At 34.9% G+C, this 13,566-nt stretch carries 14 protein-coding genes; 8 read left to right on the plus strand and 6 right to left on the minus strand.

The window, feature by feature from the left end; all coding sequences use genetic code 11:
• Positions 1-14 precede the first annotated feature (14 nt).
• The gene (locus tag GQ594_RS01275; RefSeq protein WP_160411109.1) at positions 15-1,496 is read left to right on the plus strand and encodes a mannitol dehydrogenase family protein; all 1,482 of its coding nucleotides are present in this window, start codon (positions 15-17) and stop codon (positions 1,494-1,496) included.
• A 195-nt stretch (positions 1,497-1,691) separates the two neighbouring features.
• A complete protein-coding gene (locus GQ594_RS01280) occupies positions 1,692-2,375 on the plus strand; it encodes a GntR family transcriptional regulator (protein ID WP_160411110.1) in 684 nt (227 codons plus the stop codon).
• Between the two features lie 90 nt (positions 2,376-2,465).
• Here the strand turns inward: GQ594_RS01280 and GQ594_RS01285 are convergent, their stop codons facing one another.
• Positions 2,466-3,062, minus strand: a complete 597-nt coding sequence (locus GQ594_RS01285; protein ID WP_160411111.1) for a CHAP domain-containing protein — start codon at positions 3,060-3,062, stop codon at positions 2,466-2,468.
• Positions 3,063-3,207: 145 nt separating this feature from the next.
• On the opposite strand from GQ594_RS01285, the gene yccX reads away from it, so the two are divergent.
• The 5 genes from yccX to GQ594_RS01310 all read left to right on the plus strand — a co-directional run bounded on the left by yccX (position 3,208) and on the right by GQ594_RS01310 (position 6,832).
• The gene (gene yccX, locus GQ594_RS01290) at positions 3,208-3,486 is read left to right on the plus strand and encodes an acylphosphatase (RefSeq protein ID WP_160411112.1); all 279 of its coding nucleotides are present in this window, start codon (positions 3,208-3,210) and stop codon (positions 3,484-3,486) included.
• An 82-nt stretch (positions 3,487-3,568) separates the two neighbouring features.
• Entirely contained in the window at positions 3,569-4,132 is a 564-nt protein-coding gene (gene lptC / locus GQ594_RS01295) for an LPS export ABC transporter periplasmic protein LptC (RefSeq protein ID WP_160411113.1), read from the plus strand.
• A gap of 3 nt (positions 4,133-4,135) precedes the next feature.
• On the plus strand, positions 4,136-4,690 hold the full coding sequence (gene lptA, locus GQ594_RS01300; RefSeq protein WP_160411114.1) for a lipopolysaccharide transport periplasmic protein LptA: 555 nt from the start codon (positions 4,136-4,138) through the stop codon (positions 4,688-4,690).
• A gap of 1 nt (position 4,691) precedes the next feature.
• On the plus strand, positions 4,692-5,417 hold the full coding sequence (gene lptB / locus GQ594_RS01305; RefSeq protein ID WP_160401299.1) for an LPS export ABC transporter ATP-binding protein: 726 nt from the start codon (positions 4,692-4,694) through the stop codon (positions 5,415-5,417).
• Positions 5,417-6,832 carry an RNA polymerase factor sigma-54 gene (locus tag GQ594_RS01310; RefSeq protein WP_160411267.1) on the plus strand — a complete coding sequence of 472 codons (1,416 nt, stop codon included), beginning with the start codon at positions 5,417-5,419 and terminating at the stop codon, positions 6,830-6,832. Before lptB ends, GQ594_RS01310 begins: the two co-directional genes overlap by 1 nt.
• Before the next feature lie 30 nt (positions 6,833-6,862).
• On the opposite strand, the gene GQ594_RS01315 is transcribed toward GQ594_RS01310, so the two are convergent.
• The 5 genes from GQ594_RS01315 to leuA all read right to left on the minus strand — a co-directional run bounded on the left by GQ594_RS01315 (position 6,863) and on the right by leuA (position 12,473).
• Positions 6,863-7,627: a class I SAM-dependent methyltransferase gene (locus GQ594_RS01315; RefSeq protein WP_160411115.1), complete on the minus strand. Its 765-nt coding sequence runs from the start codon at positions 7,625-7,627 to the stop codon at positions 6,863-6,865.
• Positions 7,628-7,676: 49 nt separating this feature from the next.
• Entirely contained in the window at positions 7,677-8,279 is a 603-nt protein-coding gene (gene leuD / locus GQ594_RS01320; protein ID WP_160411116.1) for a 3-isopropylmalate dehydratase small subunit, read from the minus strand.
• An 11-nt stretch (positions 8,280-8,290) separates the two neighbouring features.
• A complete protein-coding gene (leuC, locus tag GQ594_RS01325; RefSeq protein ID WP_160401296.1) occupies positions 8,291-9,691 on the minus strand; it encodes a 3-isopropylmalate dehydratase large subunit in 1,401 nt (466 codons plus the stop codon).
• An 87-nt stretch (positions 9,692-9,778) separates the two neighbouring features.
• Complete coding sequence (gene leuB, locus GQ594_RS01330; RefSeq protein WP_160401295.1) at positions 9,779-10,858, minus strand: 3-isopropylmalate dehydrogenase; 1,080 nt, start codon at positions 10,856-10,858, stop codon at positions 9,779-9,781.
• 67 nt (positions 10,859-10,925) lie between these two features.
• On the minus strand, positions 10,926-12,473 hold the full coding sequence (gene leuA / locus GQ594_RS01335; protein WP_160401294.1) for a 2-isopropylmalate synthase: 1,548 nt from the start codon (positions 12,471-12,473) through the stop codon (positions 10,926-10,928).
• A 447-nt stretch (positions 12,474-12,920) separates the two neighbouring features.
• Between leuA and nfsB the strand changes: the two genes are divergently transcribed.
• The gene (gene nfsB / locus GQ594_RS01340) at positions 12,921-13,565 is read left to right on the plus strand and encodes an oxygen-insensitive NAD(P)H nitroreductase (protein WP_160411117.1); all 645 of its coding nucleotides are present in this window, start codon (positions 12,921-12,923) and stop codon (positions 13,563-13,565) included.
• The last annotated feature ends 1 nt before the right edge of the window (position 13,566 follow it).

Genomic DNA, 13,566 nt, shown 5'->3' on the forward strand with positions numbered 1-13,566 from the left:
TTTAAGGAAAAATAATGAAACTATCAACAAAAGCTATATCACAACTACCTAAAGAGGTAGTTGTACCAAACTATGATAGAAATAAGCTTAAAACTAAAATTGCCCATCTTGGTTTTGGTGCATTTCATCGAGCCCATCAAGCGGTTTTTACCGATATTTTAGCGGCTAAATATGGTAGTGATTGGGGATATTGTGAAGTCAATTTAATCGGTGGTGAAAAGCAAATTGAAGATTTAAAACAGCAAGATTGCTTATTTAGTGTTTGTGAAATGGCTTATGACAATTGGTCAACTCGAGTTGTTGGTGTCGCTAAAGAGGCATTACATGCCGATATAGACGGTATTGCCAAAATATTAGAAGTTATGACGTGCCCTGAAATTGCCATTGTGTCAATAACCGTTACCGAAAAAGGTTATTGCTATTTACCAGCAACGGCATCAATTGATACTAATAATACGCTAATTAAACACGATATTGAAAACCCAACTAAACCAAAAACTGTTCCTGGGGTAATTGTTGAAGCATTATACTTACGTAAAGAAAAAGGGTTAAAACCTTTTACTGTTATGTCTTGTGATAATATGCCAGAAAATGGTCATGTAACGCGGAATGTTGTTTTGGCTTTAGCAAAACAGCGTGATCCAAATTTGGCTAATTGGATAGAACAAAATGTAACGTTTCCTTCGACAATGGTTGATCGAATAGTGCCAGCAGTAACTCCTGAAACTATGGTAAAAATACAAAACCAACTCGGAGGTATAGAAGATCCTGCTGGTGTTGCAGGCGAACCTTTTAAGCAATGGGTGATCGAAGACAATTTTGTTGCTGGTCGACCTGATTGGCAAAAAGCTGGCGCTGAACTAGTTAGTGATGTTTTGCCTTATGAAGAAATGAAATTACGGATGTTAAATGGTAGTCACTCATTTCTAGCTTATTTAGGCTATTTAGCAGGATATTTACATATAGACGAATGTATGCAAGATCTTTTTTATGTTAAAGCTGCAAGGCATTTGATGATAAATGAACAGGCAAGCACACTACGAGTAAAAGGTGTTGATTTACAGGCTTATGCCGATTCGTTGCTTGATCGTTACCGTAATACAGGTTTAAAACATCGTACTTGGCAAATAGCCATGGATGGCACTTTAAAGTTACCTCAGCGTATGCTTGATTCAGTCCGTTTTCATTTAGCAAATAATACACCATTTGATTGCTTAGCTTTAGGTATTGCAGCTTGGATGCGGTATGTAAGCGGCACAGATGATGCAGGTAAGGTGATTGAAATAAGTGATCCAATTGCTCATAAGTTAAAAGAGCTAGTAGCAAATAGCCAAGATAATCAAGAACGAGTAAAATCGTTATTGTCATTATCACATGTATTTGGCGATGATCTACCTAACAATCAATATTTTGTTGAGCAGGTGACTAAAGCTTATTTATCTTTGCGGGATATTGGTGCTAAACAGTCAGTAAAACGGTTAGAAAAAATTTTTTAAAGCATTACTAATAAAACTAACATAATTAATAAAAGCAAAGTGTAATTGTCTGCAATGGCGTTACACTTTTCACTTGTACCTCAATTTAGCCCAAACAATCTTTTTTATATTGATAGCCATTTATCAAAAAAACTTTTCTTATATTTAAAAATCCCCTACTATTCTTCATAATTTAATTTTTACCTAAGATGATATATGTTTAAATCTGCCGACTTAAATATTTCAGAACCCGTTAATCAACAAATTTACCGTAAATTAAGAAAAGCTATTATTACTTGTCAGGTATTGCCTGGTGTTTTACTTTCAGAAAAAGAAATTTCTAGCCAATTTAATGTTTCAAGGCAACCGGTCAGAGAAGCATTTATTAAGTTAGCCGAAGCAGGACTTGTACAAATTCTTCCCCAACGAGGAACATTTGTCACTAAAATTTCGGTAAAAAAAGTGATGGATGGGCAATTTATTCGAGATGCTGTTGAGTGTGCAATTATTAGACAAACCGCATTAAAAATTAATGACTCAGATATTTTATTACTGCAAAAAAACATTGATGAACAAAAAGAGGCCAATAAACATAAAAATATTCAATCTTTTCTAGAAAAAGATGATGAATTCCACCAAATTTTAATGAACGTAATAGACTGCCAAATGGCATGGGAAACAGTTGAAAATATTAAAGCCATGATGGATCGAGTAAGATTTCTTTCATTAGAAGCAATTTCTCCCCCAGAAGATCTTGTTAAACAACATGAGAAAATTTTAGTAGCTTTAAAAAATCATGACCCAGAACTAGCCGTAATTGCCCAGCACGAACATTTATCTACGATTTTAAAAACAATACAAATTGTTGCTCACCAAAAAAGAGAATGGTTTGTTGATTAGTCTTATTTACAATGATTAGTTATTGTGTAGACTTTTTAAGTCTACACAACAGATCTATTAACTTTTAAGCAATAATTTTTATTCGCTATTTTAGGATATTTTGCGTAAATAACCTAAAACGCCAAAACCTTCTATTGTCCATTTTCCATCTTTAAAAATTAAAGGAAACGTTGCTCTACTGTTTGCATTTGGTCCCGAATTTTGTTGCACAATTTCAATTTCGTTATCAGTCACGTTACTTACAATGGCAACATGTCCATAACTTGTCCAGTTAAGAACAATGATATCTTCAACTTTTGGTTTTGTTGGGGAACCATTGTGGAATTGTAATAAATTGCGTTGTCGATTAATTTTTCCATCAGCAACTAACGGATCGAAGAAATCTTTTGCATGTCCATAACTATTAGGCATTTTGTGATTGAATCGTTGATAATAATAACGTTTTATAAATTCAACACATTGATATTTCAGACCTAAGTTATAGCCATCTTTAGCAATATTTCTTCCACTTACATTATAAATACTACCGTTATAATATACTTTCACCCCATTAAATTCATCGATGACATTTCCAATTTTTTGTTCATTAATTTCAATATTGGCAAAAGTACATGAATTAAGTGTATAGTAGCTTAATACTGATAATAGCCAAATTCCAAAAAAAACTTTTTTATATTTCAACAACATGTTTATTTCCATTACTTTAATTATATATTATTAATTATAATTGTTTATTTTTATTAAAAAATAGAATTTAATCAATAATAAAAACATTATTATTCATATATGTAAAATTAAGCTTACAATTTGAAACAAAAATGGGAATTATAAAGTGATTAAAAAAATTAAAATAGATGTTAGTGGCCTTGTTCAAGGTGTTGGATTTCGATTTTTTACTTATCAACAAGCCCAAAAGCTTGGTTTAGTCGGCTATGTTCGAAATTTAGATAATGGTAATGTTGAAATTATTGCACAAGGTGATAGTTTACAAATAGCGAAGTTAACACAATGGATCGAAAATGGTGGTCCTGTTTCGTCGAGAATTTCACATGTCAATATTTGTGAATTATCGCCACAAAACGATTTAACTTCTTTTAATGTTCGATATTAATTTGACAAAAAATAAAGTAAAATACATAAAATCTTGAACGTTATAAATAATAACATTCTTATTAATGTGATTAACATATGTTATGAATAAAAAAAATCTGATTTGTCTTTTACTTCTTATTATTGTTATCGGTGCTTATTTTAATTATCAAAAGGGAGATGAGCCTGCAAACCTATCTACTCAAAATACATTAGATAAGCCGATTTATCAAAGTGATGATATGTTAACCGATATTTATGACTTATCAGGTGAACTTATTTATAAAATTTATTCTAGTCATGTTAGGCATTTTGATGATTCAGGCAATACTGAATTTGATTTACCCAATTTTACATTTTATGATCAAGAACATTTAGCTACATGGCATATTAAAGCAAAAAAAGCGACGCTAACGAATGATAAATATCTTTATCTTTATCAGGATGTTCAGTTAGATAATTTGACGCAAGACGCTCAATTAAAACAAGTAAAAACAGATAATGCAGTGATAGATTTAACTTCACATCTAGTTACATCAAAAGATCCTGTCATTATTAACGGGGTAGGGTTTTATTCAACAGGCATTGGGTTAGCCAGTGATTTGCATACCAAAACGGCTGATATACTTGAAAATGTAAAAACATATTATAATACTGAGGCAAAATAAAACATGGGTTCGTTAAAACAAATTGTTTTTTCATTAATTTTATTATTACCTATCTCTTTGAGTAGTTTTGCGAATGAGCCTTCTAAGCAATCGACAGACACTAAAGAAGAACATAAAATATTTGCTGATAATAAGCCTATTACGATTGATGCAAATAACCAACAAATTGATATTGAAAATAATACAATTACATTTATTGGTAATGTTATTATTGTTCAAGACGGGTTAACCATAAATGCTGATAAAGTTGTTATTACCGACATGCAGGATACGGAAAAACAGAAAATTACAGCTTATGGTAATCCTGTAAACTATAAGCAAATTTTTCCAGAAAAAAATAAAATTGTAACAGGTCATTCTGCTCAAGTGATTTACGATGTAAAACAAAATAATGTTGTTTTACAAGGACATGCTGAGTTATTTCAGCAAGATAATCATATTGTTAGTGATCTGATTACTTATGATGTTAAAAAGCAGCAAATACTTGCGCAACCGGGTAAAAATAGGCGAGTAAAAAGCACTATCATCCCAAATCAAGTTAAAGGGATGAACAAATAAAATGTCAATTTTAAAAGCAGAAAACCTAGCCAAAGTATACAAAAAACGACGTGTAGTTGAAGATGTTAGCTTAACAGTTAATTCAGGTGAAATTGTAGGACTCTTAGGACCAAATGGTGCGGGAAAAACCACCACTTTTTATATGGTGGTTGGTATAGTGACATTAAATGCAGGTAAAATTTACCTTGATGATCATGATATCAGCATTTTACCTTTACACGAACGGGCTCAAAAAGGTATTGGTTATTTACCGCAAGAAGCGTCTATTTTTAGAAAACTGTCTGTAATTGATAACATTATGGCAATTTTAGAAACACGCAAAGATATTGATAAAAATGAAAAAATTGATCGTGCTGAAGAATTACTTGAAGAGTTCCATATTACCCATATTCGTGACAGTATAGGGCAATCTTTATCGGGGGGGGAAAGACGGCGAGTTGAAATTGCCAGAGCATTAGCGGCTAATCCAAAATTTATTCTGCTTGATGAGCCTTTTGCTGGTGTTGATCCTATTTCAGTCATTGATATCAAAAGTATTATTAAACATTTGCGTGATCGTGGATTGGGTGTATTAATAACAGATCACAATGTGCGTGAAACATTAGATGTTTGTGAACGCGCTTATATTGTCAATAAAGGACATTTAATTGCTGAAGGTTCGCCTAGTGATATCTTAAGTAATGAATATGTAAAACGAGTCTACTTAGGAAATGAATTTAGGTTATGATAAAACCAAGTTTGCAACTGAAAGTTTCGCAACAACTTTCGATGACACCACAATTACAATTGGCGATTCGATTACTCCAGTTGTCAACTTTAGAACTTCAACAAGAGATTCAAACTGCTTTAGAAAATAATCCATTACTTGAAGTTGCCGATCAATATGACGAAATTAACGTTGAACAAAACAATGAAATTGAACATCTTGACACACGTGAAGCTCTAGATAGTCAGGAAATACCCGATAATATTCCACTTGATGCATCGTTAGATGATATTTATACAGCAGGAACTCCCTCTGGAACAAGTTCAGATTACCGTAATGATGAATTACCTATTTATCAAGGTGAAACTCACGAAACATTACATGATTATTTAGAATGGCAATTAGAGCTAACGCCTTTTAGTGATGCAGATAAAGCAATAGCCATTTCAATTATAGAGGCGATTGATGAACGAGGCTATTTGACGGTTTCATTAGATGAAATTTTAGAAGAACAGGGTAATGATGAAATTGAAATTGCCGAAGTTGAAGCTGTATTAAAACGAATTTGGCATTTTGACCCCATTGGTGTTGGTGCAAGATCATTACAAGAATGTTTATCTATTCAAATTCAAAATTTATCCCCTCCACCGCTTGTTAATCAAATAATTAATCAATATTTAGATTTATTAGCGAGTCGTGATTATAGAACCTTAAAAAAAGTATTAAATGCTAGTGATGAACAGTTAAAAGAAGCGGTCAATTTTATTCAACATTTACACCCTTATCCTGGCGAATCAGTAAATACTACGCCACCAGATTATGTTCTACCTGATGTGTTAGTCAAAAAATTGAATGGAAAATGGATTGTTGAATTGAATAATGACACAATGCCTAATCTACGTATTAATCAGCAGTATGCAGCAATGGAAAAGGTAGTAAATGAAAGTGATAGTCAATATATTCGCTCACATTTGCAAGAGGCCAATTGGTTTATTAAAAGTATCAAAAATCGTAATGAAACCTTATTAAAAGTTAGTCAGTTCATTGTTGAGCATCAACAAGCATTTTTTGAGAATGGTGCAGAACATATGAAGCCGATGATTTTATCTGATGTAGCTACTGCTATTGAAATGCATGAATCGACGATTTCTCGCGTAACAACTCAAAAATATCTACAATGCCCGAATGGAATCTATGAACTTAAATTTTTCTTTTCAAGTCATGTTAATACAGATTCTGGTGGTGAAGCTTCATCTACAGCTATTCGTGCTTTAATTAAAAAATACATATCAACAGAAGATAGTAAAAAGCCTTTAAGTGATAGTAAATTGGTATCAATGCTTGAAGAACAAGGTATTATAATTGCAAGAAGAACTGTCGCTAAATATCGTGAGGCGTTATCCATTCCACCATCAAGCCAACGTAAACAGCTTTAAATGTAAAGCTGTTTATAACAACAGATCATTTTAAATGACTTTTTCAGTTTCAATAATCATCATATCTGTAGTAAAAGAACCATCTGCTTGAAGTTCAAAATATTTTTTTGTATCGTCGGCTGCTGTTTTTTGGTAAATTCGTATTGCCTCGATTAACTGTTCAGGAGTACGCATCCGTTTAACCCATGTATCAAAAGAAAGTGTTAAACGATGGCGGGCTATATTATTAATGACGAAACCGGCTTCAGTTAAAAAAGTTAACCACTCACCGGGAGTATAGTCGCGAACATGTGAGGTGTCACGCATGGCTTCAACGGTTTGTAGCCAAATATCTAATACAGGATGACCTGGAGAAACAACATCCATAATAATTAATTTACCACCAGCTTTAGTGATTCGATGGAGCTGACGAATACTTTTGCCCACATCGTGCCAGTGATGTGCTGAATAACGACTTACAACAATATCAAACTGATTATCTGCAAAAGGTGGAAATTCAGCATAACCTTGTTTTACAGAGATATTTTGTAAATCACGGTCTTTAGCTGTTTGCGCTACAATCGATAACATTTCATCTGAAAGATCATAGGCTGTAACATGTTTAACATGTTTTGCTGCAATAAAACTGACATGACCTGCACCACATCCCATATCAAGTAGATTTGCTTCTGAATGTGGAATAAGGAAGTTAGATAAATATTCAAGATCTGGACCTTGAGCATGTACTTGACTGGTCAAATAAGCATTGGCTTGTTCACCAAACTGTTGTTTCACATTGTCATGATGTGTTGCCATTGTTGATGTTCCTTATTATCGGACGCAAATATGCGTCCAAAATTTAAAGTTAAGCTAAAAATGAAGGAATTTTATGTTCAAAATTACTAATCGCATCTTCATGTTGTAGAGTTAAGCCAATATTATCTAATCCATTTAACAAACAATGACGCTTAAAAGCATCAATTTTAAATGAATATTGTTTATTACCAGCAATAACGACTTCATTGACCAAATCAATGGTAAATTCAATACCTTCATTGGCTTCAACGATTTTGAATAATTCATCAACATCTTCTTCTGATAAATTGACCAACAATAACTGATTGTTAAATGAGTTATTGTAAAAAATATCGGCAAAGCTTGAACCGATAATCGTTTTAAACCCATAATCAGCAAGCGCCCAAGGGGCATGTTCACGCGATGATCCACAACCAAAATTTTCACGCGTAAGTAAAATGCTAGCACCTTTGTAGCGTGGTTTATTTAAAACAAATTCAGGATTAGGTTGCTCGCCAGCATCATCTAAAAAACGCCATTCATGAAAAGCATGTTTACCAAATCCAGTGCGTGTGACTTTTTGTAAAAACTGTTTTGGAATGATCGCATCTGTATCGACATTAGCCGCATCTAAAGGAACAACTAATCCGGTATGTTTTGTAAATTTAGCCATGACAAGTCTCCTTAAAATGGTTTACGAATATCAGTAAAATGACCAGTAATTGCTGCTGCTGCGGCCATTGCTGGGCTAACTAAATGGGTTCTTGCATCGCGCCCTTGGCGACCTTCAAAGTTACGGTTACTGGTTGAAGCACAGCGATCTCCTGGTGCTAATTTATCATCATTCATCGCAAGGCACATTGAACACCCCGGTAAGCGCCACTCAAAACCTGCTTCGATAAAAATTTTATCTAATCCTTCTGCTTCGGCTTGTTCTTTCACCGGTCCTGAACCTGGAACAACTAAAGCTTGCACACCATCAGCTACTTTACGACCTTTAGCAATTTGTGCTGCAGCTCGTAAATCCTCAATACGTGAATTTGTACATGAACCGATAAATACTTTATTAATTTTAATATCAGACATGTTTGTTCCTGCTGTTAATCCCATATAAGCAAGTGCTCGCTCTGCTGAGTTTTTTTCAATAGGATCAGCAAATTCATTTGGGTTTGGTACTTTTGCATCAATTGATGTAACTTGTCCAGGATTAGTTCCCCAAGTGACTTGTGGGGCGATATCTTTTCCTTCTAGTGTAATAACAGAATCAAACTGGGCACCTTCATCAGTTTTTAGCGTCTTCCAATAGGCAACAGCTTTATCAAAATCTTCACCTTTAGGTGAAAATTGACGACCTTTTAGGTATTCAAACGTAACCTCATCTGGTGCAATAATACCGGCTTTCGCCCCCATTTCAATTGCCATATTACATAATGTCATGCGTCCTTCCATGGATAATGATGTAATAGCATCACCACAAAACTCAACCACATGACCTGTACCACCAGCACTAGTGGTTTTACCAATAATGGCTAATATAATGTCTTTGGCCGTAATACCGTCAGCGACTTGCCCTTTAACTTCAATTTTCATGGTTTTAGCACGACCTTGTTTTAAAGTCTGAGTAGCTAACACATGTTCCACTTCGGAAGTTCCAATACCAAAAGCTAAGGCTCCAAATGCACCATGAGTGGCAGTATGAGAATCACCACATACAATCGTCATGCCCGGTAAAGTCATACCTTGTTCTGGTCCTACAACATGCACAATTCCTCGTAATGGGCTTTGCAAATCATATAACGAAACACCAAACTCTTTGGCATTTTTTGCCAGTTCAGTTAACTGAATTCGTGCCATTTCGCTACATGCGCTAAGATCATTACTTTTTGTTGAAGTGTTATGATCCATGGTTGCAAATGTTTTTTGTGGTTGACGCACTTTACGGTTCATAGCACGTAAACCATCAAACGCTTGAGGTGAAGTTACTTCATGCACTAAATGGCGATCGATATATAAAATAGGCGTCTCGTTTGGCGCTTCATAAACGACGTGTGCATCATATAATTTTTGATACAGTGTTTTTGACATTGCATATTCCTTATTATTTTTACAACAAGTACTAAAGACTCAGTTTTATCACATTATTTTATTTTCAGTTATCATTAAACAATGCGCTTAAATCAGTTTACAAATAATATCACCCATTTCATCAGTCGATACGGATTGTTCTTTTTGCGCAAGATCGACAGTGCGATAACCTTGTTCTAATGCTTTATTTACTGCAGTTTCAATGGCGGATGCAATATCGTCACGTTTTAAACTGTAACGGACTAACAATGCCAATGACAAAATTTGCGCAGCAGGATTAGCAATATTTTTACCAGCAATGTCAGGTGCACTACCGCCAGCTGGTTCATATAAACCGAAACCTTGCTCATTAAGGCTAGCAGAAGGTAACATCCCCATAGAGCCAGTTATCATGGCACATTCATCAGACAAAATATCACCAAATAAATTTGAGCATAAGATCACATCAAATTGTGAAGGATCTTTAACAAGTTGCATTGTTGCATTATCAATATACATATGCTCAAGCGCTACATCAGGATAGTTTTTCGCAACTTCTGTCACGACTTCTCGCCATAAAATCGAGGTTTGTAATACATTCGCTTTATCAATTGATGTGACTTTTTTACGACGTAAACGTGCGGCTTCAAAGCCCATTTTGGCGATACGTTCAATTTCAAAACGGTGATACACTTCAGTATCAAAAGCCTTTTCTTGAGCACCACTTCCTTCACGTCCTTTTGGCAAACCAAAATAGATACCACCCGTTAACTCGCGCATACATAAAATATCAAAACCACGTCCTGCAATATCGGCACGTAATGGACAAAGATCTTCTAAACCTTGATATAAACGAGCAGGGCGCATATTTGCAAATAATTTGAAGTGTTTACGTAATGGTAATAACGCGCCACGTTCGGGTTGCTTTTCAGGTGGTAGATTTGTCCATTTTGGGCCACCAACCGAACCAAATAAAATAGCATCGGCTTTTTCGCATCCTTCTAGTGTTTCTTTCGGTAGTGGACAGCCGTGAATATCAATCGCGGCACCACCAACATCATATTCACTAGTGGTGATTGAAAGTTGATATTTTTGGCGGATAACATCTAATACTTTATAGGCTTGTTTCATTACTTCTGGGCCAATGCCATCGCCGGGTAATACTGCTATATGGTAGTTTTGTGACATTTTTTATTCCTTTACAATCTCATTTAATTTGCTTGTTTTGCTATTAAGCGAGCAAAACAAATTATTTTTAATCTTGGTGTAATTTTTGTTTTTCTTGTGCAACTTGGTTTGCTCGATAGACATTATTTAACACATTAATTAAGGCCAAAGCGGATGAGTGAACAATATCGGTTGCTAGTCCAACGCCATGGAATTTACGGCCTTTATAATCAGCAACAATATCCACTTGCCCTAAAGCGTTTTCACCTTGTCCTTTAGAGGCTAATTGATATTTAACGATCGAAATCGGCTCGCCAGTAATTCGGTTGATTGCTTGATAAACCGCATCAACAGGGCCATTACCGGTTGCGGCATCAGAAAATTTTTCATCTCCAATGATAAGGCTGACTGATGCGGTAGACACAACAGTAGAGCCTGATTGCACATTAAAGTAATCTAAAACATAATGCTCTTTTTCATCTTTTAATTGATTGATAAAGATTAACGCTTCTAGATCATAATCAAACACTTGACCTTTTTTATCTGCAAGCTCTAAAAATGATGCATAGACTTGATCCAAGTTATAGTCTTTATCGTGATAACCAAGTTCTTCTAAACGATGTTTAACAGCAGCACGCCCAGAGCGTGAAGTTAGGTTCAATTGGATTTGATTTAAGCCAATTGATTCAGGTGTCATAATTTCATAGGTTTCACGATTTTTAAGCACACCATCTTGATGGATGCCAGAAGAATGAGCAAAAGCATTGCTACCTATAACGGCTTTATTTGCAGGGATTGGAGTATTCGTGATTTGGCTAACAATTTGGCTAGTACGATAAATTTCTTGATGATTAATATTGGTGTGAACATTTAAGATATTTTGGCGAACTTTTATTGCCATAATGACTTCTTCAAGTGCGGTATTACCCGCACGTTCACCTAAACCATTCATCGCACCTTCAATTTGCCGAGCACCTTCTTGAACCGCGCTAATCGAGTTAGCCACCGACATGCCCAAGTCATCATGGCAATGAACAGAGATAATCGCCTTATCAATGTTCGGGACACGTTCAAATAGGGTATGAATAATGCCACCAAATTGATAAGGGACAGTATAACCGACAGTATCTGGAATATTGATCGTTGTTGCCCCTGCTTTAATTGCTGCTTCAACGATCCGACATAAGTTATCAATTGGGGTACGGCCTGCATCTTCACAAGAAAACTCCACATCATTAGTATAATTACGTGCACGCTTAATACAGTGCACAGCCCGTTCAATGACATCCTCAAATGTCATTTTTAATTTATCTTTAACATGTAATGTTGAGGTCGCCATAAAAGTATGAATACGAAACTGATCGGCCACTCTTAAGGCTTCTGCTGCAACATCAATATCTTTATCAACACAACGAGACAAAGCACAAACACGACTATCTTTAATAGTTTTTGCAATGGTTTGAACCGACTCAAAGTCACCAGGCGATGAAACAGGAAAGCCAACTTCCATCACATCGACTCGCATTCTTTCTAACGCAAGTGCGATTTGTAACTTTTCTTTAACACTTAAACTTGCTTGCAATGCCTGTTCGCCATCACGTAATGTTGTATCAAAAATAATGACTTGATCGCTCATTGTTTTTCCTTTTATATATTTTAGCGCTAGCTCGGTATTTCAAGTTATGAAAACAAAAAAACCCGCACTTTAGCGCGGGTTCTTGATTTGTTGAGATATTTATTAAATAACTTCTTTACTCCACACACAAGCTATCCGCGCAAGTTGATGCGAGGAGGAGGCTGAGGTTAAGTGATAAAAAGCTAATAAACATAATAATCTCTGATTTCGTTTTTATTAAAATAGACTAAACTAGTAATACTTTTACCAAATGATATTATTTATGTCAATGATTATTTCCTTCAATCTTAATACAGCCTAATTTTTTAAGTCATAAAAATTTTTAAATCATAAAAATTAAGTAACAAGCGTAGATAGATTATTTAACAAATCTATTAAAATGATAAGTTGAGATGTAATTTAACCTAATTATAATAATTAAAAGCACAACATCATGAGGGGATAACCATGAATATCGTTGATATTTCACAAAACCGCTATACCACCAAACATTACGACGAAACAAAAAAAATTCCTGCCAATCAGTTGGAACAATTGTTAACAGTTTTAAGAAACAGTCCATCGTCTGTAAATTCTCAGCCGTGGCATTTTTATGTTATTGATAATGATGTGGCAAAAAATAAAATTTTACCGGCTATACTTGAATTTAATCAACCAAGAGTGACGGGTGCTTCACATACTATTGTTTTTTGCATTAAAACACCATTAGACGACGCCCATTTAGTTAATCTACTCAATCAAGAAGATAAAGACGGTAGATACCCGTCAGCCGATCTTAAACAAGCTCAAGATCAAGGTCGTAGGCACTTTGTAAAGCTCAATAGTACAACCAGTGAATCACAACAATGTTGGGAAAGTAAACAAGCTTATATTGCATTGGGGCAACTGCTTTTTGCTGCAGCGGCAATTGGTATTGACTCAACAGCTATTGAAGGATATGACGCCGAAAAAATGGATGAAATATTAGATCTTAAAAGCAAAGGATTGAAAAGTGTAGTTGTTGTAACATTAGGCTATCGCGCTGAAAATGACGGCAATGCACATCGTCCAAAATCACGCCTACCTAAAGAACAAATTATCACGTTTTTATAAA

Origin of the sequence: Gilliamella sp. Pra-s52 (assembly GCF_009795805.1) — a bacterium.
Lineage (GTDB): Bacteria > Pseudomonadota > Gammaproteobacteria > Enterobacterales > Orbaceae > Gilliamella.